The following is a 24,262-nucleotide window of genomic DNA, read 5'->3' as shown; positions in this document are numbered from 1 at the left end:
TCCTCCCATCTATTCGCTTAAGATCAGGCGGTCTTTCCGGCAATGTTCGGCCGTGATGATCGCCCGGATTCGTTCACAGGCTTGCTCCACCTCATCATTGATCACCACGTAATCGTAGCGCTCGATCTGTTTCAGCTCATCGGTTGCGGCATCCAAGCGGTGAGCCAGAGAGGTTTCCGTTTCCGTGCCCCGGTTTAAAATGCGGCGCTTCAAATCTTCAAAGGAAGGAGGTACCAGAAAAATGAAAATGCCCTGGGGAAATTTCTCCCGCACCTGCATGGCTCCTTGTACCTCAATCTCCAGTAAAATGTCCTGTCCGGAAGCCAGCGTTTCCTCGACAAACCGCCGGGGAGTTCCGTAATAGTTTCCCACATATTGCGCCCATTCAATCAGTTCGTCGTTTTGAATCATCTTTTTAAACTCGGGTACGGTCTTGAAAAAATAGTTGACTCCGTCCACTTCCGATTCACGCGGCGGGCGGGTCGTAGCGGAAATGGAATAGGTCAGTTCCGGCATTTTTTTGCGAAGTGCCGAACAAACCGTTCCCTTTCCGACACCGGACGGGCCCGAAACCACGATCAACAGTCCTTCACGCAGATAATTCGCCTTCATAGAAAAGTCCTTTCCTATTCAACAATCTCTTCATGATGTTCTTTGCTGGCCAGCCGGTGAGCCACCGTCTCCGGCTGTACCGCTGACAGGATCACATGATCGCTGTCCGTGATGATGACCGCACGCGTTCTGCGGCCATATGTAGCATCGATCAAAACACCCCGTTCGCGCGCTTCCTGAATGATCCGCTTGATCGGGGCGGAATCCGGACTGACAATGGAGACAATCCGGTTGGCCGAAACAATATTGCCGAAACCAATATTAATTAATTTGATACCCAAGTTTGAGTACCTCCTCACCCAATTTGAGATCAATCGTATTTCGAAGCAGGAATGGAAAACATTCCCGGCTCTGAAAGTTGCGCTTCATAAGGTAAAAAATACCAAATTAAAGGAATGAAAGAAAAAAAACGCATTTCCAGCCTACTAGGCTATTTTAGATCGTTTTTCCGTCCGAATCAATGTTTTACTCAATGTTTTGCACTTGTTCTCTGATTTTTTCCAGAACACTCTTACAGTCCACAACCCGGGAGCTGATGCTTGGCAGGTTCGCCTTGGAACCGATGGTATTCACTTCGCGATTCATTTCCTGCACAAGAAAATCGAGGCGGCGCCCAACCGGTTCACTTTGGGAAAGAGCCTTTTCAAACTGGCTCATGTGGCTTTTCAGTCTCGTCAACTCTTCAGTGATGTCTGCTTTTTCCACCCAGATCGCCACTTCGGTAAGCAGGCGGTCCGGATCGGTTTCCAGATCCCCCAGCATCTCCTCCAGCCTTGTCTTCAACCGTTTTTTCACATGTTCGGCCACGATCGGCGTCTCCCGTTCGATTTCCTCCACTATTTTACTCAATGTTTGCAGGCGCCCGGTCAGATCTTGCCCCAAATGATTCCCTTCCTGCTCCCTCATTTGTCTCAGCTCCTTCAGCGCCCCGTCAACCGAAGAGAGAAACGCCGCACGGTACTTTTCCACATCCCATTTCACTTCATCGATCAGCCAAAGCTCCGGCTTTTGAAGCAAATCAGCCAGGGTCAGTTCTGCCCGGATGCCCCACTCCTGTTCGGCGATTTTGCCGGCCTGCAAAAAGCCGCGCAGCAAATTCCAGTCCAATTGCACGTTGCGCTCAGGCGGCCGGATTCCTTCAATCGTGATGAAGACATCAATTCTTCCCCGCCGTGCAACCTTTTGCACCTGTTTTCGCACGAGGTCTTCCAAACAGAGCCAACCCTGCGGAATGCGAATGACAATATCCAAAAAACGATGGTTGGTCGAACGGATTTCCGTGACGAAGCGGATGCCATTTTCCTCTGCTTCCCCGTGTCCATAACCCGTCATGCTCAACACCGTTACTCTGTTTTCCATGTCTTTAAACCCTTTCATCCAATTTGTTCTCTTTCCATCATAATCAAATGAAACGTTTTCGATCTACTGTTTATCCATCAGGAGGCAGAATTCAGACATTTCAATGAACAAAAAAAGCGGCTCCCCCGAAAGATTCAGGAGAGCCGCCATAGGTGATTGGCTCCATGACCTCTTATTTTTCTTGATTTAACAGCGAATGTTTGCGCGAATAGAGGAAATACACGATCAAGCCGATGCCGAGCCAAACGAGGAATGCCACCCAAGTGATCCATTTCAGCTGTGACATCAGGAACAAACAGGCAAGCACGGCCAGACCGGGCAAATAAGGAACACCCGGACAGCGGAATGCCCTTGGCAGATCGGGCTGCTTGTACCGCAGGACAATCACGCCGACGGAAACGAGGGCAAAAGCCGACAAGGTTCCGATGTTAACCAGTTCAGCCAACTTGTCCAGCGGGAGCAGTGCCCCGATAAAAGCGGCGATCGTCCCCAGGAGCCAGGTGCTGCTGTAAGGGGTTTTAAAACGCGGGTGAACCTGGGAAAAGACTTTCGGCAACAGTCCGTCTCTCGACATGGAGAAGAAAATCCGCGTCTGTCCGTAAAGCATAACCAGAATCACCGTCGTCATCCCCATAATGGCCCCGAGGTCAACAATGCCTGCCGCCCAGTTTTGATGAGCCACTTCGAGCGCGAGCGAAACCGGATGATCCATGTTCTGGTTAAATTGTTGATAATGAACGATCCCGGTCATAATGAGAGTGACGATGACATACAGCAATGTGCAAATTCCCAGCGAAAAGAGCAAGCCTTTCGGCAAATCTTTTTTGGGGTTGCGCGTTTCCTCTGCGGCCGCGGCCACCGCGTCAAATCCGACATAAGCAAAAAAGACGAGAGCCGCCGCCTGAAAGATTCCGCTGAAACCAAACGGAGCAAACGGAGACCAGTGAGCCGGTTTCACATAGCCGATTCCGACCGCGATAAAGAGCAAGACAACCAAGATTTTGATAATCACCATCAGGTTGTTCACTTTTTTCGATTCACGAATGCCGCGGGATAACAAAAACGTAATAATCATTACAATCAGAAACGCCGGCAGGTTAAAAATTCCTGATTTCCCCGGCACTCCCGGCGCTGCGGTCAATGCCTCCGGCAAGTTGATGCCGAATCCGGACAACAGCGATTGAAAGTAACCCGACCACCCGACGGAAACCGAACTGACCGCAAATAAATATTCGAGGACGAGATCCCATCCGATAATCCAGGCAATCAGCTCTCCAAGAGTGGCATAGCTGTACGTGTACACGGAACCGGATACAGGCACGAGCGAGGCAAGTTCCGCATAGGACAAAGCGGCCAATCCACAGGCAACTGCCGCAAGAATAAAGGAAATGACAAGTGCCGGCCCCGCTTTTACCGCACCGGTTCCGGTCAGAACAAAAATACCGGTACCGATGATGGCTCCAATCCCCAGCAAGGTCAGATCCCAAGCGGTCAAATCCCGTTTCAGCTTGCTCTTTCCCTGTGCCATGTCCAACATCGACTTGACATTTTTTTTACGAAATAAATTCATCTTCCTCAGCTTCCCCCAACCAAAATTATTTTTAGCAAAATAAGCCAATCTGAATCGGCATTTGCTAATCAATTGAAAAAATTCAGTCTGATACAAGGGACGACCCCTAGGAGCAGCATCGACAGACAGCCTCTCTGCTTTTGCTAAAAATCACCCAGTGTCGATTAGAAAGTTTAGAAAATTAAGCCACGCTATAGGAATTTATTAAAAAAATCTATATCAATATTAAAAAAAATAAACAGATTTTTCAACAATATATTTTTTGGAAATGTTTCCCTGTGATTCCGGGCGATTAAATATGGAAAATATGTCCAAGGCCGGCTCTGTATGCCTTCTTTTGATTCCCTCTTATTTTTTTCAACAGAGATGATTTCCATTCACTTCTCCCGCAGAGTATTGTTTAACCAAATACTGGATCCGGCAAAGGATGATTAAAATCGGGCAGACTTTGTCTCTGCTGCAAAACAAAAATTCCAAACAGTGGAAAATCGCGGATCTGATTGAAGTTTGACCGCAAGAAGTCTCTCCCTTCCCGGAGATCGGGGGATGAAGCCTGTGGGTTTTCACCGGAGCCCGGCACTCAAAAACTTCCCCCTACACACCTGTCTTCTCCCCAGTATATGGAAAATAAAAAACACGCCCTCCGCAAGAGAGCGTGTTCTCTGAAACATTTTATGTCCCGGGGCACTGCCCTGAAGAAGGCTTGGGCAAATCGCAGGGAAAGCCCGCCTCGATGTAAAGCAAGACTAACCGCACAGCTTTTCCATTTGCTTGTGGTCCAGCTTTTTGACCACTGCCGTCACCAGCCGCACGGCCTGTTCAAAGTCTGTTCTCGACATCAGCGCATTATGGCTGTGAATATACCGCGTCGGAAATCCGAGAGCAACTGTCGGGCAGCCGCCCCCGTTTAGATGGAAACGGCCTCCATCGGTTCCTCCTCTGAGAAGCGCATCATATTGCAAGGGAATCTCCAGCTCTTCCGCAGTCTCAATGATCAAATTTCGCAATCCGCCGTGCCCGATCATGGTAAAATCCATCAAGTATATAAGGGGGCCTTTGCCGAGAGCCGCTTCACCCGGGTACGATTCAAAACCAGGTGTATCATAAGCAATGCCGACATCCAGGGCAAAAGCGATGTCCGGTTTGATCAGGTGGGCAAGCGTGGAAGCTCCCCTCATTCCCACTTCCTCCTGTACCGTCGCTCCTGCGAAGACAACATTGGGATGATCCTCATCCTGAAGGTTTTTCAGCACTTCGACAGCCATGGCACAGCCAGCCCGGTTGTCCAGTGCCTTTCCACCCCATAACTCACCGTTTTTCAAAGTAAAAAAGTCAGAAACGGGAACAACCGGATCTCCCGGGCGGATTCCCATTTCCTCCACTTCTTCCCGGCTGCCGGCTCCCACATCGATAAACATATCCTTTAAATCGAGCACTTTTCTTCTCTCTTCCGGTGTCAAAACATGCGGCGCCTTTGAACCGACCACGCCAATGTAGTCTCCGCGGCGCGATTGAACCGTAACACGGTGGGCCAACACGTTGTGCGGCCACCATCCACCCAGTGGCTGAAAACGCAGAAATCCGCGCTCAGTGATCCGGGTGACCATAAATCCAACCTCATCCAGATGCCCGGCCAATAAAACGCGGGGGCCTTTGGGATCCCCTGTTTTTTTTCCGACGACACCGCCGAGCCGATCCTTGAGAATTTCTTCTGAAAGCGGTTTCAAATATTGCTCCATCTTTTGCCGGACCGTTCCTTCAAATCCGGCCACTCCGTTGGCTTCCGTCAGTTCCTTCATCATCAGCGTTAAACGATCCATTTTGTTCCTCCTCGGTTTCGACTTGTTTGTTTTGCCAATTGGATCGCTTTCCGAAAATAAAAATCAAGATTATGTAAAAAAAAAGAAAAAAAACTCGTTTAAACGCAATTTACCCAAAACTAAAAAGCGATCAGTCTCATTATTATGACATGAATCAATTATTTTATCAATTTTTCCTCTTTTGGGAATGGTCTGTCGGCGTGAAGGGGAGCCTCTTGCCATTGAGGCTCTTTTTAATCCGTTTCCGCTGCCCCGGCAGGAGCAAAAATCTTTTTGAGCACGAGAGTAAACGCTCCGATCAGCGTCGCCTTTTTGCCCAGCTCCGACACCACAATGGAAACTTGTTCTGCCGGCCGCTCCAGAGCACGCGACCTTACCGTTTCCAAAAGAGGATCGATGATAAATCTCCCGGCGCGCGTTACACCCCCGTGAAGGATGATTCGTGAAGGGTTGAAGGTGTTGATGAGGTTGGCCAAACCCACCCCCAAAAATCTTCCCGTATCCGCCAGCACGTCAATCGCCAGCAAATCCCCGTCGAGAGCTGCTTCATAAATGGCTTCACCCGTCAGCCCGTCAGCATTTCCCTCAAGCTTTTCGCACAGTATGCTTTTTCGCCCCCGCTCGATCTCCCTTTTCGCCCGTTCCACCATCGCCGGTCCTGATGCCAATGCTTCAAGGCAGCCGTAATTCCCGCAACTGCACTTGGGACCATCGATGTCGATCGTGGTATGGCCGATCTCCCCGGCAGAATAGGAATCCCCCTGATAAAGTTCGTGATCCAGGATAATCCCCGCTCCGATTCCCGAACTGATATTCACCGTGATAAAATTGGCCAGGTCGCGCCCCTGTCCAAACCAGCTCTCCGCCAACGCCAAAGAGCGTACATCGTTTTCCATTTCCACCAGCACGTTCAACTCGGTTTCCAGATATTTTTTGACCGGGACGCGTTTCAGATGAAGATGGGGGGCATAAATCGACTCCCCTTGCAGCGGATCAACCAAGCCATGCATGCCGATACCGATTCCGAGCGCTTGCTGCCCCTCGCGCCGGACAAACGCCAATGCCTTTTCCGACAAACGTTTCAATTCCAGCAAAAAAGCCGTCTCATCCGGGTTGTCCGGCAAAAAACAGGAGCACTCATAGACGATCTTGCCATCCAGGTTGGCCACGGCCGCATCCAGTTTTTTCGCCCGAGCATAAATGCCGATGACGTAAAACCCGGATGAATTGATCTTTAGCATGATCGGTTTGCGCCCGCCGGTTGAAATGCCCAGATTGCTTTCCACAATCAACCGGTCCTGCAATAATTCACTGACGATATTGGTTACGGTCGGCGGGGTTAATCTGGTCATTTTCGCAATTTCGGCACGGGAAATCGGGCCGTGGAGACGAATAATGTTTAAAATGGTTGATTTATTCAGCGATTTCATCCAGCGAAAACTGCCTGTTTGCATCCCGTCCCCCCCCTTTCCTTTCCGTCTGACCTGCTTCTTTTGCCTCTCCTATTATAATACAGGACGTTTTTTGGAAATCACATCAATACTGCTTTTATATTTAAATTAATTAATTTTGTTTTCCATTTCATCTTAACCGTTGGGCTGCCCTTTTGTAAATATTTAACTATGAAGAGTGAACTGACCCAATATCAAAAGATTGCAGCCAGTGGTTCTTCCATAATCGAGGGAATGAATGGGTTCAAAAAATAAAACCGGCTGCCCCTCAGCGTCAGGAATGCCGGCCGGTTTGTGAAAAAATATCTGATCGTACGTTTTACCCGAAATGATATGGTGGTCCCTTCCGGGATGAAAGAGAAAGTATCATGCATTTGCCGAGAATTGCCAAATTGTGCGATGATGGGTGCTATTTTTGCAGCGGCCTTTGTGACGGAAGCAGCCGGCAACAAAGAATGGCCCCCATCCCTAAATCGGCTGATCAAGCCAACTCCCTTTCTAGCTAAAATTCACGTTTGTTATAGATCACACAAGAAAGGAAACAGGAGAGACATCCCAAGAGCAGAACCAGCAACAATCCCTCCGTTTCCAGCATCCAGGCGGGTTGTCCCCTGAAAAAGTCAATCGCTTTTTTGAGAATGCTTTGCGGAATCACCCGTTCAAGGCTACCGATAATCACCGGGATGAAGAAGACAGAGAAAAAGATGGCAACATTGAATACCCTCGATTTTTGATATCCCCATTTAAAATAGAGGGGAAGGTAGAGTATGCTGGTCAGCCAAAAACTGATTGCTCCCATCAGCATACTTTGCTGTGCTGACATCATTAACGGTTGGAAAAGGCCGGGATGTACTGCCTGACTGACCCCTCCGATGAGGAGGGAAAGAAAGGTGCCGATCAGGACAAACATGAACAGGCTGAGGTAGCGGGCCATCACAATCCGGCTTCTTTTTATGGGCAGACTGTTAAAAAGGATGTCGCTGTTATTTTTGTCATCATAGGAAATGGCTGAACTGAAAAGGGCATAGGAAATGCCAAATATTTCCATCGCATAGAAAAACGTTGTTTGCGTTGAATTGGCAAAGACAAAAATAATCAGCAACGCTGTGCACAGGAGAAGAAAAAGCCAATTCCTTGTGGTTAAAATCAAGTCCTTTAACAGAAGATTACGCATACTGTTCACCTCTTGCCATATGCACCATGATTTGTTCCAAACTGGGCTTCTCCATGATAACCTGGCCCTTAAACCGGTCGTTGACCGCTGCAACATCCGCCGTCAGCGCCTCAAAGCCAAACTGGTTGTTGATAACCCCCGTCAAGAGCCCCTCTTCCTGCAACGGCTCCAAAAGATCAGGTCCGCCTTTGACGATGCGGTAGGTATCCAGCAAGTCATCCTTGCTCTCACTGAAAATCAGATTTCCGTTATGGATGAACGTGATATAATCAGCGACCCGTTCCAGATCAGAAGTGATATGGGAAGAGAAGAAGATCGCTTTCTCCTCATCCTGAATGATCTCCAGCAACAAATCGAGCAATTCGCTGCGAAAAATCGGGTCAAGCCCTGAAGTCGGTTCATCCATGATGATCAGTCTGGCATGGTGGGACAAGGCCACGGCCAGGGAAAATTTCATTTTCATTCCCTTGGAAAACTCTTTGATCTTTTTTCGCACCGGCAGGTTAAACCGGTCGATATACTGCGAAAACAAGGAATTATCCCAATCTTCGTAAAATCCGGCAATCACTTTCTTCATTTCCCCGATCGTAAACTCGTCATAAAAATGGTTCTGGTCATAAACAAATCCGATCTGCTGTTTGATTGCCTGCATTTCTTTAGCCTGATCTTTGCCAAAAATGCGGATGGAACCCCCGTTCGGCCGGATCAAGCCGAGAATCGCTTTGATGGTGGTGCTTTTGCCGGAACCGTTTGGGCCGATCAAACCCATGATATAGCCCGGTTCCAGCTGAAACGACAAAGGGCCCAGGGAAAATTCCTTATATTCTTTACGCAAATCCTTTACATCCAAGATGTTACTCATGGTGCTTCCTCCCGAAAGATAGTTTCGACCAGGGCCGTCACTTCCTGCAGGGATAACCCGATTTCCTTCGCTTCTCTGATGGCGGGGCCCAACTTTTCTTTCAGTTCTTCCACTCTCTTTTCATGCAGGAAAAACTGGTCATGGGCCGTGACAAAGGTTCCCTTTCCCGCAACGGTCCGAATAAGCGCTTCTTTTTCCAATTCTTCATACGCTCGTTTGGTTGTGATGACACTCACTTTCAGTTCTTTGGCCAATTTGCGGATCGAGGGCAGGGCATCGCCGCTCTGCAAAATCCCGTTGAAAATCTGATGTTTGATTTGCACCGCGATCTGGGCATAAATCGGTTGGTCTCCGGTTTGCGAAATGATGATTTTCATCTTCAACCCATCCAAGTGTATATATCGTATATGTACAGTATAAACAGATTGACCGGCCAATGCAAGCAACAATAAAAATATTCACGTTGAAGTTTTAAAATCGAGTGGAAACAGAGCACGACTGACCGACCATAAGAACGCAGATCTCCCGCTTTTTGGCGAGGCAATCCAATTGAATAAAAAAAACCATGCCCGGTTGGACATGGCTCACTTGTTAAGTCTAAAAACCCATATAGAATTCCGTCAGGGATCCCGGTGCTTCTCTTGGCCCGGCCCGTCGTGGAACAAGCCGCCGCAGAAAAGCACCAATCCCCTTCTGCAAAAGGTTGTGGACATCACTTCATGCCCGGTTGGACATGAATTCTCATTCGCTTTACTTGTTCAGGCGTTTCAGCAGTTCATCCCGCTGCGCTTCAAATCCCGGTTTCCCGAGCAGGGCGAACATGTTTTTCTTATACGCCTCAACCCCCGGCTGATCAAAGGGATTTACCCCCAATAAATACCCGCTGATGCCGCAAGCCTTCTCAAAGAAATAGACGAGCGCCCCAAAGGTGTACGGACTGATTTCCTCCACTTTGACCGCCAGGTTGGGAACTCCGCCATCCGCATGGGCCAGCATGGTTCCTTCAAAGGCCTTGCTGTTCACGAAATCAAGATCTTTCCCGGCCAAATAGTTCAGGCCGTCCAAATCGCTCTCATCCTTTGGCAGGAGCAACGACTCGCGCGATTTTCCGACAAAGACGACGGTTTCAAAGATGTTGCGCAGCCCCTCCTGGATGTATTGACCCATGGAGTGCAGATCGGTCGTAAAGTTGACGGACGCCGGGAAAATCCCTTTCTGGTCCTTCCCTTCACTTTCACCAAACAGCTGTTTCCACCACTCACTGAAATACTGCAGCGCCGGGTCGTAGTTAACCAGGATCTCCGTCGTTTTTCCTTTGCGGTATAAAATGTTGCGCACAGCTGCATATTGATAGCTCGGGTTTGCTTCGAGATCCAGTGTTTGGTATGCTTCCACCCCTGCTTGCGCACCGGCCATCATTTCATCGATATCGATCCCGGCGACAGCAATCGGCAGAAGTCCGACCGCCGTCAAAACAGAGTACCGGCCGCCCACATCATCGGGAATCACAAACGTTTCGTATCCCTCTTCATCGGCCAACTTCTTCAAGGCTCCTTTGGCCTTGTCCGTTGTGGCATAAATACGGCGGCGCGCCTCTTCTTTTCCGTAGCGCTTCTCCATATATTCACGGATAATGCGGAAGGCGATGGCCGGTTCGGTCGTCGTTCCCGACTTGGAAATCACATTCACACTTACCTCTTTGCCTTCCAAATGTTCGAGAAGGTGAGCCAAATAAGTGGAAGAAATATGGTTTCCGGCAAAATAAATTTGCGGTGTGCGACGTTTATCTTTCGGCAATTCGTTATAGAAGGTATGAGAAAGCATTTCAATCGCGGCACGCGCACCCAGATAGGAACCGCCGATTCCGATTACGACCAGCGCGTCCGAATCAGACTGAATTTTGGCGGCTGCTTTTTTAATCCGGGCATATTCTTCCTTGTCGTATTGAAAAGGAAGATTTACCCAACCGAGAAAGTCCGATCCGGCGCCTGTCCCGTTATGTAGCAAATCGTGGGCCATCCGGATGGCTGGCTGCATTTGCATCAGTTCATGCTCGTTCATAAAGACAGTGGCACTGGAATAATCAAACTGAATTTTATTCATGTTAACCTCCGGATAATTTTTTTCTCAAAATCACTCCCATTTTAACTTAACCAAAATCCATTTTCAAAAAACAGCACAAGTCATAAAAACGCTTTCATTTCTAAAAAATGGACGATCCCCCTGCAAAATGGACAATCTCCCCGCTTGCCGGGGATATACCCATAGAATTGATTCTTCAGTCGTCCCTGTTCTGATCAAACCGACTTTTTCCCATACGCGAATGGATGAAAGATTCCATTTCCGGCTTTCACGCCCTCCCCGCTTTGACACCCATTTTCAACTTCATTACAATGATAGAAATTGCATTCCATTGCGCAATAAGCAATAAATTTTCCATTATTCCAACCCATTCTCGGCCGCCCCCCTGAGTAAACCGAAATCAAAAAGGAGAGGCAGCAAATGAAGAAAAAGTGGACAAAGATCATGGGATTTTTGCTCATCCTCACCGTCTTTCTCACCGGATGCATCGATGCCGATCTGCATGTCACGATCAACTGGGACGGGTCGGGCCAATATGAACTTAAAGTGTTAACCAACCCCCTGATCCTCCCGCAATTCAATGACTTGAAAAACCGCCTGGCGAATCACGGCTACCAGATCCGTCCCTTGGACGAAGGCGATAAACAGGGATGGGTTGCCGTCAAAGAGGTGGACAGCGTCATCGATGATCCGCCGGGAAAAGAGCTGAAAGAGCAGGCCAATTCCGCTTTTCACTTCTTCGGCAAGCAAAGCGCTTCGCTCCCGCAGGATCAACATCCGCTGACCGCCGGGACGTTCCCAACGGTAAGAGGGCCGGGAAAAGATTTTGAAATAAAAAACGGTTTGTTCACCACTACACTGGTGTACAACACCCATGTCGACCTGACCCATTTAAAACAGGATGGCGCCTACGGACTCGATCAATTGTTTTTTAATCAGATGAATCTGCGCTTTATCCTGACTCTCCCGGTTAAGGCGGACCAAAGCAACGCCACGCAGGTTAGTCCGGATGGGAAAACGCTCACTTGGAAAATCCATCCCGGAGAAGACAACCCGATCTATATGTCGGTTAAAATCCCCAACCCGATCACTTGGGGTATTCTGATTCTCCTGATCATGCTGCTCCTGATCATTGCCCTGGCCGTTTGGTTGCGACGCCGCAATCGAAACCGCCAAGGCCCGCCGGGAAACGGCCTTGCAACTGTCCCAACCTCTCCCCCGGAGGATGAAGCGGATTCACCCGATTCGTTCCGCTGGGGATGAAGAAAAAGCCAGAATCCATCATTTGCTTTGGATTCTGGCTTCATTCCTTTTAAGCCGGCAACCAAACTCCGTCATAGACGAAAGCAGCAGGCCCGCTCATATAAACCCGGTTATCCGCTTCGCTCCACTCGATCTCCAGATCGCCTCCAAGCAGATGAATCACCGCCCGGCGCGCCAATTTTCCGAGAAGAACACCGGCGACCAGCGTTGCACATGCTCCCGAACCGCAAGCCATTGTTTGTCCGACCCCGCGTTCCCAGACCCGCATGGTCACCTCGGACGGGGAATGAAAAGTGACGAATTCCACATTGGATTTATTGGGAAACAGCCGGTGCGTTTCCAGGATCGGCCCCCATTTTTCCACAGGAAACCGGGAAGCATCGTCTACCTCGATGACAGCATGCGGGTTCCCCATCGACACGCCGGTAAAGTAAAACTGTGCACCTCCGGCCTCGACCGGTTGGTTGATCACCCGCCGGCCGGTTGCAACGACCGGGATTCGCGAAGGCTCCAAAACCGGCTCTCCCATATCGACACGAATCTTCTCCGCTTTTCCCAGGCTTCCGTCCACCCATACCGTCTGCAAACCCACCTTCGTTTCCAGCGTAAACTCGTCTTTTAATGCCGAAAGGCGTTCGTAGCAGTATTTGGCGACACAGCGCATGGCATTGCCGCATTGTTCCGTCAACGAGCCATCGGCATTGAAAATGCGCATCGCTGCATCGGCGTTCTCCGACGGGTACACCACCACCAGTCCGTCTGCTCCGATCCCGGTGTGGCGGTGGCACATTTGTACCGCCAGACGGGAAAATTCCTCCAGATTCGGCGTGTGGTTTTGATACACAATAATAAAATCATTTCCAAGACCGTGCATTTTTGTGAATTTCATGGTCTCTCTCCTTCTGTCTTAACTGTTGGCGATTCGCTTGAGATGCCAGTTGCGCGGTCTCATGACATCGAACAAACCGGCGACGATGACGGGAAGTGTGGATGTTACCGTCACCAGAATCCATTCCCTCAGCCCCAACGGTACTGTATGGAAGACCGGTCCCAGGGGCCGATAGTAGATAACTGCCAGCAGCAAGGCGACAGATGAAAGAACCGCCAGCACCAGCGCCGGATTGTCAAACGGATTTCGCTGAAAAATCGTGCCCTGTGAGCGGCAATCGAAAACATAGATCAGCTGGGACAGAACGAGCGTGGCAAAGGCGACGGTTTGCGCCTTGACCAGATCATCGGGGAACTCGGCATAAGTAACCCAGAATGCCGCCAGTGAGCAAAAGCCGATCAGCAACCCCCTGGTGACAATCTTCCATCCAACCCCCCGTGCAAACACACTCTCCCTGCTGTTTCGCGGTGCCCGTTCCATGGTATTGTCTTCCGCGGGGTCGACTCCCAGGGCCATTGCCGGCAGTCCGTCTGTCACGAGATTAACCCATAAAATCTGGATCGGAACCAGAGGCAACGGAAAACCGAACAACATCGCCAGGAACATAATCAAAATTTCCCCGACATTGCTAGCCAGCAAATAGCTGATGAATTTGCGAATATTATCGTAAATATTCCTTCCTTCTTCAACAGCCGAGACGATGGTGGCAAAATTGTCATCCGCAAGGATCAGGGAAGAGGCCTCTTTTGACACATCCGTTCCCGTCACGCCCATGGCAATCCCGATATCCGCCGCTTTGATGGCGGGCGCATCATTTACTCCATCGCCCGTCATCGCCACGACATGTCCGTGTTTTTGCAGCGCCTTGACGATGCGCAGCTTATGCTCGGGCGATACGCGCGCGTAAACATCCACCTCATTTGCCACACGCAAAAACTCTTCATCGCTCATATTGTAAAGATCTTGTCCGCTCAGTGTCAAACCTTCGGGCCGCTTGATGCCCAGTTCGCTGGCAATGGCCACCGCTGTCGTCTGATGGTCTCCGGTTATCATCACCGTTTTGATCCCCGCCCGACGGCAAACCTCAATCGCTTCTTTGACCTCTTCCCGCGGCGGGTCGATCATGCCAGCCAAACCGACGAAAACGAGATTCTGTTCTATCTGCCAATCTTTATTGAGATTGGTGGTCTGCGGAACTTCGCGGTATGCAAATGCCAGATTCCGCAAGGCCATCGCCGCCAATTGTTCATTCATTTTGAGAATGGTTTGCTTATGCTCCCGCGTAAGTGGCACCACTTTTCCCTTCGAATAAATATGAGTACATCGTCCGATCAAAATCTCGGGAGCGCCTTTGGCATAGAGACGCTGCTTCCCATTTTTGTTTCTCACCAAAACAGACATCATTTTCCGTTCAGAGTCAAAGGGGTACTCTTTGACCCGCACCCATTCTTTTTTCAGCGTTTCACCAGTAATGCCCGCTTTGCCCGCAGTTACGATGAGCGCTCCGTCAGTGGGATCACCGTCAATTTTCCAAACCGTCCGCTTTTTGATTACCCCTGCCCCCTTTTCCTTAATCAGGGAGGCGTTGTTGCAGAGGGCGGAAATCTCCAGTAACTGTTTTAAAGCAGGCTCTTTGGCCGCATCGATCTCTTGTTTTCCCAACTTGAATTTACCAACAGGTTCATAGCCGCTTCCGGTCACCTGAATCAATTTTTGATCGGTCCAAATATGGGTGACGAACATTTTATTTTGCGTCAGCGTACCGGTTTTATCCGAACAAATCACAGTCGCACACCCCAGCGTCTCGACAGACGGGAGTTTGCGCACAATGGCCCGGCGTTTGATCATGCGCTGCACCCCGAGAGCCAGGGCAATCGTGACAATCGCCGGCAATCCTTCGGGAATGGCGGCAACTGCCAGCGAAACTCCGGCCAGAAACATCCTATATGCATCTTGGCCGTGCAAAATCCCGGTAACCACGACAAGCGCCGTCAACAGCAGCGCCACGATGATCAAAATCTTCCCCAGTTGCTCCAGCCGCCGTTTTAACGGGGTGTCCATTGTCTCCGTCGTTTCGATCAGATGGGCAATCCGTCCCATTTCCGTCTCCATGCCCGTATGTACCACAATACCCGTTCCGTTTCCCCGGACAACCATCGTTCCCATATAGCCCATGTTTTTCCGGTCTCCCAGGGAAACATCGGCATGGGGGAGAGGGGCGCTGTTTTTCTCCACGGGAACCGATTCCCCGGTGAGCGCCGACTCTTCAATATAAAGGCTTTCCGCTTTGATCAGACGAAGATCAGCCGGAATCCGGTCCCCGCTTTCCAGCGCCACCACATCGCCCGGAACCAGCAGGGAAGCATCGATGCGGGTCCATTTTCCCTGCCTGAGCACCTTGGCTGTCGGCGCAGATAATTTTTTCAAGGCGGACAGTGATTTCTCCGCACGCACTTCCTGTATGAATCCGAGAAAAGCGTTTAACAGTACAATGGCGATGATCGCGATCGCATCCGTATATTCTCCGAGCAAACCGGAAATCAGTGTCGCCACCAGAAGGACCAGTACCATAAAGTCCTTGAACTGGTCGATGAACAGTCCGAACAGCGAGCTTTTCTCCCCTTCCGCCAACCGGTTGTAACCCGCCCGCTTGAGCCGTTCCTTCGCTTCATCCCCGTTCAGGCCAACAGAGGGATTCACCCCAAAATAAGCTGCAACCCGTTCTGGATCCCAATCAATCCATCGTGCTTGTTCCGCCAACTTTCTTCCTCCTTTGTCCCATCTGTCTATTTTCCAATCTATTCAGACGAGCTTTCAAACATGCCTTGCACAGCGATTCAGTCCCGGTGCATAAAAAAAAGCAGTTCAAGAAGACTAAAGGATAAAATTATGAAAAACAGGTGAGACAAATGAAACGTATTCTTTTATTATTTACTGTCCTAACCCTTATTTTCACAGGATGCTCGGCCCCGACTAAAAAGGAAAGCGGGGGAAAACGCCCCCAGGCGACCGCATATCGGACGAATCATACAGAACCGATGAACACCCGTGGCAGAACGGTCCCTGTCAAACCCCGGGAAAAAACTAAACCGCCGGCGGCCAAGCCCCATATTGATACCATCGGTTTTTTGGAAGTCGTTGATCCCAAAACTGCGGTGGCAGCAGTAAACCAAGCGGCACCCAATCTGACTTATGTCAGCTTTTTCAGCTACCGCGTCCGGTCGGACGGAAGTCTGATTCCTCTCAATGATACGGCTCCGTTATTAACCACGCGCAAAAACGGAGCCGTTCCGATGCTGGTCATTACCAATTTTGCCAACGGCAACTTTCAGTCGGACATTGCCCACCGGATCTTCACAAACAAAGCAGCTTCACGAAAATTAATCGCCAATGTGATCCGCGTGATGAAACAAAAAGGATATCGAGCACTCAACGTCGATTTTGAACATCTTCATCCCCAGGACCGCCATTTGTACAACGATTTTCTGGCCACCCTGGTTCCATTGGCGAAACGGGAAGGATTTATCGTTTCCACTGCACTTGCCCCCAAGCAGAGCGACCATGATCGCGGACCCTGGCACGGGGCGCACGACTATGCTTTTCACGGAAAAATCGCCGATTTTGTCATTTTGATGACCTACGAATGGGGCTGGACCGGTGGGCCTCCGATGGCGGTATCCCCCGTACCGCAAATTCGCAAAGTGATTGAATATGCCAAAACCAAAATCCCCGCCCGAAAAATTATCATGGGCGCTCCGTTGTACGGGTATGATTGGACCCTTCCCTATAAAAAAGGCGGCCCTCCGGCCAAACGGATATCCCCGAAAGAAGCGGATACCCTCGCCCATCAAAAGGGAATCAAAGTCCGGTACAGCAAACGGGATGAAGCTCCTTGGTTCCGTTACACGGACAGAGCCGGCAAACGGCATGAAGTTTGGTTTGAAGATGCACAAAGCATACAAGCCAAGTTCAATCTGGTGAAGCAGTACAGACTGCACGGGATCAGTTACTGGGTATTGGGCGAAAGCTTTCCCGAAAACTGGACCATGCTGCGGGATAATTTCCATATCAACAAATTTTGATGCCAACGAATCGAACCCGAGTTTCTGCGAAACAAAACCCGGGTTCGTTTTTTTACACTTTGTAGTAAAATGAATAGAGCCATCTTCGTGTCATGCAGGGCAGCACCGCCTGGCTTGCAACACGTTTTCACAGAAGACTCTTTCAGAGAAAAGGATGAATCCTGATGTCGTTTGACGGAATTGTTACCCGCGCTGTTGTTCATGAGTTAAACCAGGTATTAAGCGGCGGGCGCATCACGAAAATTTACCAGCCGGCTGACCTGGAACTCATCTTGCATATACGTTCCCAAGGAAAAAATCATCAGTTGCTGCTATCGGCTCATCCTGCTTTTGCCCGTGTTCAGCTCACAAAGGCAAAAGCAGATAACCCTTCGGAACCTCCGATGTTTTGCATGCTCCTGCGCAAACACGCCGAGGGGGGAATTATTGAATCGATTCATCAGGTTGGAATGGAGCGCATCATTCAAATCGATTTTCGCACCCGCGACGAACTGGGAGATGTGGTAAAACGGCGCCTGGTGATGGAAATCATGGGGCGCCACAGCAACATTATTTTGCTCGACCCGGAGAAAAATGTCGTTTTTGACGGGATCCGCCGCGTCAGTCACGCCATCAGCAAGTATCGGCAGATCTATCCCGGTGTCCCTTATCTCGAGCCGCCGTCACAAGGAAAGCGAAATCCGCTGACGGCAGATAAAAATACATTTATCTCAGGCTTTGATTACAACGGCGGGCGGCTGGACAAACAGATCGTCGCGCGTTTCACCGGAATCAGCCCCCTTCTGGCAAAAGAAATCGTGGAGCAAACCGGCCCCGGCAGCCGGGATCAACTTTGGGAAACGTTCAGCTCCTATATGGAACGCGCCAGGGAGCACGATTTTCGCCCTGTCATCATAAAGGCAAAGCAAAAAAGTCATTTTTATGTGTGGCCGCTTTCTCACCTTGACGGCGAGATCCAATCCTTCCCCTCGATCAGCGAATGCCTGGAACACTTTTATTACGGAAAAGCCCAGCGAGACCGCATCCGCCAGCAAACCCATGATTTGATGCGCAAATTAAAAAATGAAATCGAGAAAAACACCAAGAAAATCGAGATTTTGCAAAATGAGATCAATCAGGCGGACAAAGCGGATCAATACCGGATGTTCGGCGAATTGGTCACCGCCTCGCTTTATCAGATTAAACGCGGCGATACCGAAGTCAAAACGATCAACTACTTCGATCCGGAAACACCCGAGGTGACGATTCCCCTCGATCCGACTTTATCTCCCCCGGAAAACGCGCAGCGCTACTTCAAGAAGTACAATAAATTAAAAGCGGCCAAAAAATGGAACACAGAGCAAATTGAAAAAGCAAAAGAAGAAAACCTCTATTTGGAATCGGTGCTTGTCCAGCTGGAAAACTGCAGTTTGCGTGAAGTGGAGCAGATCAGGGATGAACTGGCTGAACAGGGTTGGTTGAAAAGGCAGTCAAACAAGCGGGAGCGAAAGCGCAAGGATGTCCCTGCCCCGTTGAAGGTAATAAGCGGGGATGGAACCGTGATTCTGGTCGGAAAAAACAACAAACAAAACGATTATCTGACCCACCAGCTCGCCTCCTCGACAGACACCTGGCTTCATACCAAAGAGATTCCCGGTTCTCATGTGGTGATCCGCTCCAAACAGGTAACCGATCAAACGCTTCTCGAAGCAGCGATGCTGGCCGCTTATTTCAGCAAAGGGCGGGAGTCGAGCCGGGTTCCTGTTGACTATACCCTGATCAAGCATGTGAAAAAACCATCCGGTGCCCGTCCGGGTTTTGTCACGTATGAGAATCAAAAAACGCTTTATGTCACGCCTGAAGAAGAACAGATTAAAAAAATCCTCGAACGCCAGCCAGAATAAAAATCCCCTTCCCTCTGCCCCCTGCTTCCAGCCCGAAGCGGGGGCTTTTTGCTGCCCAAAAAAAGATCATCACGACTGTTGTCTATTGTATTTAAAATGTTTTATATTAAAATCATTTTGTTTTCTTTTGCTAACAAGAGGTTAAGCAGGAATGAAGTTCCATGTCGCCGAATTATAAATGTCAAGAGAGGAGGAAACGTCATGTTGGGGTTGGACGAAGTACGAAACGAATTGTTGAATGAGATCGATTTGATCAGTGATGAGGATGCAAACCGCAAACCGTTTGAGGATGGATGGTCCATCGCGCAGGTAATCGAACACATCCATCTGGTGGAACGGGCGATCGCATCCCAGTTAAAGCACGGATTATTTGAAGAAAGCGAAACCCCTTTCCCCACAAAGCCGCTTGATCCGTTACTGGATCGGACCAAAAAAGTGAAGGTCTTCTTATCCCACCTGGAACCAAAAGAAGAATTTCAAACACTCGATTCCCTGAAAAAAAAACTGGGCAAATCGCGGGAGCAACTACGGGAGGCATACGAACAGCTGGACCCTCATGCGCTGACGCACAAAGCCGCCGTCTACCCCCCTTTGGGCCTTCTTCCCCTGTCCCAATGGATCGAGGTGGCGGCCGCTCATGAGAAAAGGCATATTAAACAGATAAGAGAAATTAAAAAAAACATTGTTTAAACGGGAAAATTAAAGCCTGATCTTATCTGTCCTCATGATGGTCCCGGTTTGAACCCGGGCTCTTCTTTTTCCAAAAAATAAGCGATGCGGCTCAGCACCATCCGGCATCGCAATTTTCCGTATAGTGATCCTTCAGTTTGGTATTTTTTTCACTGGCCAGAATGAGATTATTTTTCATATCATAACCATCATTCATTTGAATCTCTTTGGTTCCGAGATCCATTGATCCGATGGGCTCATGGTTGTGGTAAAAAACCAATCTGCCTCCTTCAAACTTCGCTGACACTTTCTCTGTAATATCCTTCATTCCCATCAAACAAAATCCCCCTCATTCATCAAAATCAGCCAGGGGCCAATGTATGGCCATCTGACACCCTTAGAATATGTTTTTTTCCATGGGAGCATACGGCTTTCACACAACCCCTGTTCACTGACGAAAGCGAAACGGCGGGATTCAACTTTTTTGCAAATACCGCTTATCCTTCAGAAAAAATCTCCAAAAAACAAGGAATCCGGGCAACAGGAGAGCGAGACCGACTGCAAAGACTTTCAACAGCGAATAAAACGTGTCAATATTGGTAAACGCTTCATTGACGGTCATGAACGGGTAAACGATATACGGAAGATGTGCGACGCCGTAAGCGAAGGTGGCCAATGCATATTGGATGGCCACAAACACCACTGCCACCCTTGGCCTGCCATCCTTCCACCACAAGGAAACATAAGCGATCAAAAAGGCGATGATCGAAAGGGCAAACCACTCTTTTTGCCTGCTTAAACCCAATAATAGCCACTGCGCTTCCGGCTTGGAAAAATAAAGAGTCAGCACTGCCACAAGGATGGTGACCGGACCGAAGATCAACGCGATTTTCCGGTAGAGGCGGTAAGCCTCATCGTCCGACGATTCCCGGGAATAATCGGCCAAAAACAGAGAGGACAAAAATAACTCCGATGTCAGACCGAACAACATGTATAAATAGACAGAAGGACCGGACAGCCATTTATCGAACAGCAAGATTTCCCTGTCCGCCAATCTCCTGACAAAACCTCCTTCTGTCACGGGAAGGGCGCTGATCAGAAGTGCCGGGACAAAAAGCCCCGTCAATCCGGAAATAATGCGCAGCGCTTTTTGATACCCCTCCACCGAATAGGCAAAAACCATAAACGCGCTGCGAATGGCGATGAGGAGCAAAATGATGCTGACCGGAACCAGCAACACCGTACCGAGAATATACGCCGCTTTGGGAAAAAAGCCGACGAAGGCGACAACCAGCAACACGAGAACGGTGTTGGTCACTTCCCAGGTGGGTGACAAAAAACGATTGGCAATCCGCCCGGCCCGTGTATTTTTATCCGCGTAAACCATCGCCCAAAAGCTGGCCCCAAAATCAACCGATCCGGCGATACTGTAAATATACAACAGCAACCATACCAGCAAGATTGCAATTGAGGGTTCAATGGGTTGAACCATGTGGTTTCACTCCTGCATGTTTAAGTAGATCCAGATCTTTTCTGAGCGGATTGCGCTTAAAATAGGAAATCAACACCACTGCCACCATCACGCTTAACATGAGATAAACCAGGGAAAACAGGATGTACAAACCCCCCAAGTTTCCCGCCTTGGTCGCCGCTTCGGTCGTTCGTTGAAACCCGTAAATCGTCCACGGCTGCCGTCCGCTGCAACTGAAGATCCAGCCCACTTCAATTCCCAGCATGGAAACCGGACCGCTGTAAGCCAATCCCCACAATAACCAGCGCGGAAACGGCTTTCCGGCCCGAGCCTTTTTCCACCAGTAATAAAGGCTGTACGCTGTGGCCACAAACAACAGAATCCCGATTCCAACCATCACGTTGAACAAAGTATGGACATAAGCAGGCGGCCATGTATCCCGTGGAAATTCGTTCAAGCCTTTCACTTCCGTATCAAAACGGTTTCCGGCGAGGAAGCTGAGAAAATACGGAATTTCAATCCCGTATTTAACCGTTTGTTCCTTTTGATCGACAAAACCGCCGATGACAATCGGGGCATACTTTGTCGTTTCAAACAGGCCCTCTGCCGCCGCCAGTTTTTCCGGTGTATACCGATGCAGGTTTTGGGCGGAGTCATGGCCGGTAAAAATGGTGAAGAACGAAGTGATAAACGCTGTTACCAATCCCAAAATGAGAGCTTTGCGATGGATGGCTTCTTCTTCGCGGCCGCTTTTCAACAGACGGTAAGCGGCGGCCGATACCACGGCAAAAGCCCCTGTCATCAAAGCGCTGATCACCACATGATAGGCTGTGTCCACAAAGCTGGGGTTAAAGAAAGCCTTCCACGGATTTACATGATAAATCGTTCCATCCGGTTTCATGTCAAAACCTGCCGGGGTATTCATCCACGTGTTGGCGGATGTGATGAGAACAGCTGATGCCGTCGCACCCACAGCCACCAAAAAGACGGCAATGACACGCATATAAGGAGAAAGGCGGTCAGCGGCATAAACATAGATGGATAAAGCTAATGCTTCGAGGAAAAAGGCAAAGATTTCAATCTCAAACGGAACCGATATGACTTGACCGACGATTTTCATAAAACCCGGCCATAACAAAGACAACTGTATGGCCACGATCGTTCCGCTGGGAATGGCCACTCCAAGCAAAATCCCCATCGACTTTGTCCAGCGTTTGGCCATCAGTGCATAATCCCTGTCTTTTCTCCAGTTGTGCAGAAGCTCACTCAAAAATACCATGAAAGAGAGCCCGATGCCCAAAGTCGCATAAATAATATGAAAAGCGAGCGATGTTCCGAAAAAAGCCCGTGCCAAGACAACTTGATCCAATCATTTGCACTCCTTCGCTTCTGATCCTAAAATCCAGTTTACCCATGAGATTGGAAAATCTATACAAGCAATTTTCTTTTCAACATAAAAATGCCCAAAACCACCCTTTCCTCCGTCACGGTCCCCTTTCCCTTCTGAACATAGGAAGCGCCTCGACTGGAAAAACTAAAGTCGAGGTGGATGACATGAAATTATTTCAGCCCGATTTGATTTATTTTGAACCCCAGGCGCTTGAGTATCCATTGGGACAAGAACTGTATAACCGTTTCAAAAACTCAAATATTCCGGTACGGATGACTACTTCGCACAACCGCATTACCAACTTGCCCGGAAAAAATGACCTGGAGAAGTATCGGATCGCGAAAAAAACGCTGGTTGTCGGGGTGCGCAAAACACTGAAGTTCGAACCATCCAAGCCATCTGCGGAATATGCCATCCCATTGGCTACCGGTTGTATGGGGCATTGTCACTACTGTTATCTGCAAACAACGCTGGGGAATCGTCCCTATATCCGGGTTTACGTTAATCTGGAAGAAATTTTCGAGGCGGCAGCCAAATATATACAGGAACGATCCCCTGAAATTACACGGTTTGAAGCAGCATGTACCTCTGACCCGGTCGGGATTGAACATCTAACCGGATCGCTGAAAAAAACGATTGAGTTTATGGGAAAACAGGAACTGGGAAGGCTCCGTTTTGTCACCAAATTCGCAAACGTGGACAGTTTGCTGGATGCAGCCCACAACGGGCATACCCGGTTTCGGTTCAGCGTCAATGCCGATTATGTCATTCGCCAATTCGAGCCGGCCACCGCTTCCTTTGACGAACGGGTGGAAGCTGCCGGAAAAGTGGCACGGGCCGGTTATCCGCTCGGATTTATCATCGCCCCATTGATTCTTTATGACGGATGGAAAGAAGGATACACGCAATTGTTAAAAAGGCTGAGCCAGGAACTTCCCGAAACAAACGGGCTCACATTTGAACTGATTTCCCACCGGTTTACACAAACCGCAAAGAAAATAATCTTACAGCGGTATCCCAAATCCAAACTGGAGATGGAGGAAGAAAAAAGAAAAAAGAAATGGGGACGCTATGGCAGAGTGAAGTATGTTTACCAGGAAACGCAGATGAAAGAATTGGAAGAGCACATGAGGGAACAAATCGCACGGTATTTTCCAAATGCTTGCGTGGAATATTTCACCTGAGTAAATCCGTTTTTGTCTTGCAAAGGAGTCAACATTATGCTCACGATTGATTCAAGCAAAATTGAAGGATTTCAGACCAGCTTCGGGACGATGACCGATTTGCTTTATCCGGAAGGGTTCGTTCTGGGAGGCGGTTGGACCTACGAGCACGGTTATTTCGACCATCCTCTTGATTGGGAAAATGAACAGGGTTACCGCTACTATTTGCGCATTCCCATATATGTTGTAAAAGGCGAAATGCAGGAAAAGGATGCCATCGTTCGGCTGGGCAAACCGTTCGTCATCAAGCATGAATTTCGTACCAAAAACGACCCGTCTGCTGATATTGGAGTTGTCAGTTCTCTCGTTAACCAGTTCAGCGAACCTTTGCCCACAGACGACGCGAAAATCGGGGAGGAATGGAGTTCCAGAGCCAGGCAGATTGTCGCCAAAATCGAGAACAAAATCGAAACGTACCTTTTGGAATCATCATCTCCCAAATAAAAACAGCCGGGACCGTAT

At 49.2% G+C, this 24,262-nt stretch carries 21 protein-coding genes; 6 read left to right on the top strand and 15 right to left on the bottom strand.

Translation table 11 applies throughout. The annotated features are described in order from the left end of the window. Positions 1-9: 9 nt before the first annotated feature. The 10 genes from gmk to I8U19_RS08320 form a co-directional block, all read right to left on the bottom strand. Positions 10-612, bottom strand: coding sequence for a guanylate kinase (gmk, locus tag I8U19_RS08365; RefSeq protein ID WP_033100283.1), 603 nt, complete (start codon positions 610-612; stop codon positions 10-12). A gap of 14 nt (positions 613-626) precedes the next feature. Further along, positions 627-893: an extracellular matrix/biofilm regulator RemA gene (gene remA, locus I8U19_RS08360; protein ID WP_033100282.1), complete on the bottom strand. Its 267-nt coding sequence runs from the start codon at positions 891-893 to the stop codon at positions 627-629. A gap of 184 nt (positions 894-1,077) precedes the next feature. Next, positions 1,078-1,989, bottom strand: a complete 912-nt coding sequence (locus tag I8U19_RS08355; protein ID WP_052154070.1) for a YicC/YloC family endoribonuclease — start codon at positions 1,987-1,989, stop codon at positions 1,078-1,080. A gap of 154 nt (positions 1,990-2,143) precedes the next feature. Beyond that, positions 2,144-3,541 (bottom strand): branched-chain amino acid transporter BcaP, encoded by a 1,398-nt coding sequence (bcaP, locus tag I8U19_RS08350; protein ID WP_033100318.1) that lies wholly within the window; start codon positions 3,539-3,541, stop codon positions 2,144-2,146. 746 nt (positions 3,542-4,287) lie between these two features. Then, positions 4,288-5,361, bottom strand: coding sequence for a M42 family metallopeptidase (locus I8U19_RS08345; protein WP_033100279.1), 1,074 nt, complete (start codon positions 5,359-5,361; stop codon positions 4,288-4,290). Between the two features lie 233 nt (positions 5,362-5,594). Then, positions 5,595-6,815, bottom strand: coding sequence for an ROK family transcriptional regulator (locus I8U19_RS08340; protein WP_033100277.1), 1,221 nt, complete (start codon positions 6,813-6,815; stop codon positions 5,595-5,597). 499 nt (positions 6,816-7,314) lie between these two features. Next, complete coding sequence (locus I8U19_RS08335) at positions 7,315-7,986, bottom strand: ABC-2 transporter permease (protein ID WP_198055674.1); 672 nt, start codon at positions 7,984-7,986, stop codon at positions 7,315-7,317. After that, on the bottom strand, positions 7,979-8,848 hold the full coding sequence (locus tag I8U19_RS08330; protein ID WP_198055673.1) for an ABC transporter ATP-binding protein: 870 nt from the start codon (positions 8,846-8,848) through the stop codon (positions 7,979-7,981). Before I8U19_RS08330 ends, I8U19_RS08335 begins: the two co-directional genes overlap by 8 nt. Further along, the gene (locus I8U19_RS08325; RefSeq protein WP_033100273.1) at positions 8,845-9,225 is read right to left on the bottom strand and encodes a GntR family transcriptional regulator; all 381 of its coding nucleotides are present in this window, start codon (positions 9,223-9,225) and stop codon (positions 8,845-8,847) included. The genes I8U19_RS08330 and I8U19_RS08325 overlap by 4 nt, the downstream gene beginning before the upstream one ends. A 373-nt stretch (positions 9,226-9,598) precedes the next feature. Next, complete coding sequence (locus I8U19_RS08320) at positions 9,599-10,951, bottom strand: glucose-6-phosphate isomerase (RefSeq protein WP_198055672.1); 1,353 nt, start codon at positions 10,949-10,951, stop codon at positions 9,599-9,601. 399 nt (positions 10,952-11,350) lie between these two features. On the opposite strand from I8U19_RS08320, the gene I8U19_RS08315 reads away from it, so the two are divergent. Beyond that, positions 11,351-12,193: a DUF3153 domain-containing protein gene (locus I8U19_RS08315; protein WP_198055671.1), complete on the top strand. Its 843-nt coding sequence runs from the start codon at positions 11,351-11,353 to the stop codon at positions 12,191-12,193. A gap of 49 nt (positions 12,194-12,242) precedes the next feature. Here the strand turns inward: I8U19_RS08315 and dapF are convergent, their stop codons facing one another. Next, complete coding sequence (gene dapF / locus I8U19_RS08310) at positions 12,243-13,082, bottom strand: diaminopimelate epimerase (RefSeq protein WP_033100271.1); 840 nt, start codon at positions 13,080-13,082, stop codon at positions 12,243-12,245. Between the two features lie 18 nt (positions 13,083-13,100). After that, a complete protein-coding gene (locus I8U19_RS08305; protein ID WP_232330925.1) occupies positions 13,101-15,842 on the bottom strand; it encodes a calcium-translocating P-type ATPase, SERCA-type in 2,742 nt (913 codons plus the stop codon). Positions 15,843-15,991: 149 nt separating this feature from the next. Here I8U19_RS08305 and I8U19_RS08300 point away from each other — a divergent pair, with 149 nt between their 5' ends. The 3 genes from I8U19_RS08300 to I8U19_RS08290 all read left to right on the top strand — a co-directional run bounded on the left by I8U19_RS08300 (position 15,992) and on the right by I8U19_RS08290 (position 19,737). Next, entirely contained in the window at positions 15,992-17,164 is a 1,173-nt protein-coding gene (locus I8U19_RS08300; RefSeq protein WP_198055670.1) for a glycosyl hydrolase family 18 protein, read from the top strand. 164 nt (positions 17,165-17,328) lie between these two features. After that, positions 17,329-19,047 (top strand): Rqc2 family fibronectin-binding protein, encoded by a 1,719-nt coding sequence (locus I8U19_RS08295; RefSeq protein WP_033100268.1) that lies wholly within the window; start codon positions 17,329-17,331, stop codon positions 19,045-19,047. Between the two features lie 201 nt (positions 19,048-19,248). Further along, positions 19,249-19,737 (top strand): DinB family protein, encoded by a 489-nt coding sequence (locus I8U19_RS08290; protein WP_198055669.1) that lies wholly within the window; start codon positions 19,249-19,251, stop codon positions 19,735-19,737. A 91-nt stretch (positions 19,738-19,828) separates the two neighbouring features. On the opposite strand, the gene I8U19_RS08285 is transcribed toward I8U19_RS08290, so the two are convergent. The 3 genes from I8U19_RS08285 to I8U19_RS08275 all read right to left on the bottom strand — a co-directional run bounded on the left by I8U19_RS08285 (position 19,829) and on the right by I8U19_RS08275 (position 22,556). Further along, positions 19,829-20,050 (bottom strand): DUF2553 family protein, encoded by a 222-nt coding sequence (locus I8U19_RS08285; protein ID WP_033100266.1) that lies wholly within the window; start codon positions 20,048-20,050, stop codon positions 19,829-19,831. Between the two features lie 141 nt (positions 20,051-20,191). Then, positions 20,192-21,208 (bottom strand): cytochrome d ubiquinol oxidase subunit II, encoded by a 1,017-nt coding sequence (locus tag I8U19_RS08280; RefSeq protein WP_198055668.1) that lies wholly within the window; start codon positions 21,206-21,208, stop codon positions 20,192-20,194. Next, on the bottom strand, positions 21,192-22,556 hold the full coding sequence (locus I8U19_RS08275; protein WP_198055667.1) for a cytochrome ubiquinol oxidase subunit I: 1,365 nt from the start codon (positions 22,554-22,556) through the stop codon (positions 21,192-21,194). The genes I8U19_RS08280 and I8U19_RS08275 overlap by 17 nt, the downstream gene beginning before the upstream one ends. A gap of 185 nt (positions 22,557-22,741) precedes the next feature. On the opposite strand from I8U19_RS08275, the gene splB reads away from it, so the two are divergent. Together splB and I8U19_RS08265 are read left to right on the top strand one after the other, a co-directional pair. Continuing rightward, positions 22,742-23,761 carry a spore photoproduct lyase gene (splB, locus tag I8U19_RS08270; RefSeq protein WP_198055666.1) on the top strand — a complete coding sequence of 340 codons (1,020 nt, stop codon included), beginning with the start codon at positions 22,742-22,744 and terminating at the stop codon, positions 23,759-23,761. A 36-nt stretch (positions 23,762-23,797) separates the two neighbouring features. Next, on the top strand, positions 23,798-24,244 hold the full coding sequence (locus I8U19_RS08265) for a YugN family protein (RefSeq protein ID WP_198055665.1): 447 nt from the start codon (positions 23,798-23,800) through the stop codon (positions 24,242-24,244). Positions 24,245-24,262 lie beyond the last annotated feature (18 nt).

Origin of the sequence: Thermoactinomyces sp. CICC 10523 (genome assembly GCF_016055105.1) — a bacterium.
GTDB lineage: Bacteria > Bacillota > Bacilli > Thermoactinomycetales > Thermoactinomycetaceae > Thermoactinomyces_A > Thermoactinomyces_A daqus.
The sequence above is the reverse complement of the archived record's forward strand: the minus strand, read 5'-3'. Positions and strand labels throughout refer to the sequence as shown.

Coding starts and splice junctions, on each gene's coding strand:
- gmk (WP_033100283.1), bottom strand. CDS start 612: ATGAAGGCGAATTATCTGCGTGAAGGACTGTTGATCGTGGTTTCGGGC.
- I8U19_RS08355 (WP_052154070.1), bottom strand. CDS start 1,989: ATGAAAGGGTTTAAAGACATGGAAAACAGAGTAACGGTGTTGAGCATG.
- bcaP (WP_033100318.1), bottom strand. CDS start 3,541: ATGAATTTATTTCGTAAAAAAAATGTCAAGTCGATGTTGGACATGGCA.
- I8U19_RS08345 (WP_033100279.1), bottom strand. CDS start 5,361: ATGGATCGTTTAACGCTGATGATGAAGGAACTGACGGAAGCCAACGGA.
- I8U19_RS08340 (WP_033100277.1), bottom strand. CDS start 6,815: ATGCAAACAGGCAGTTTTCGCTGGATGAAATCGCTGAATAAATCAACC.
- I8U19_RS08335 (WP_198055674.1), bottom strand. CDS start 7,986: ATGCGTAATCTTCTGTTAAAGGACTTGATTTTAACCACAAGGAATTGG.
- I8U19_RS08330 (WP_198055673.1), bottom strand. CDS start 8,848: ATGAGTAACATCTTGGATGTAAAGGATTTGCGTAAAGAATATAAGGAA.
- I8U19_RS08325 (WP_033100273.1), bottom strand. CDS start 9,225: ATGAAAATCATCATTTCGCAAACCGGAGACCAACCGATTTATGCCCAG.
- I8U19_RS08320 (WP_198055672.1), bottom strand. CDS start 10,951: ATGAATAAAATTCAGTTTGATTATTCCAGTGCCACTGTCTTTATGAAC.
- I8U19_RS08315 (WP_198055671.1), top strand. CDS start 11,351: ATGAAGAAAAAGTGGACAAAGATCATGGGATTTTTGCTCATCCTCACC.
- dapF (WP_033100271.1), bottom strand. CDS start 13,082: ATGAAATTCACAAAAATGCACGGTCTTGGAAATGATTTTATTATTGTG.
- I8U19_RS08300 (WP_198055670.1), top strand. CDS start 15,992: ATGAAACGTATTCTTTTATTATTTACTGTCCTAACCCTTATTTTCACA.
- I8U19_RS08295 (WP_033100268.1), top strand. CDS start 17,329: ATGTCGTTTGACGGAATTGTTACCCGCGCTGTTGTTCATGAGTTAAAC.
- I8U19_RS08290 (WP_198055669.1), top strand. CDS start 19,249: ATGTTGGGGTTGGACGAAGTACGAAACGAATTGTTGAATGAGATCGAT.
- I8U19_RS08285 (WP_033100266.1), bottom strand. CDS start 20,050: ATGGGAATGAAGGATATTACAGAGAAAGTGTCAGCGAAGTTTGAAGGA.
- I8U19_RS08280 (WP_198055668.1), bottom strand. CDS start 21,208: ATGGTTCAACCCATTGAACCCTCAATTGCAATCTTGCTGGTATGGTTG.
- splB (WP_198055666.1), top strand. CDS start 22,742: ATGAAATTATTTCAGCCCGATTTGATTTATTTTGAACCCCAGGCGCTT.
- I8U19_RS08265 (WP_198055665.1), top strand. CDS start 23,798: ATGCTCACGATTGATTCAAGCAAAATTGAAGGATTTCAGACCAGCTTC.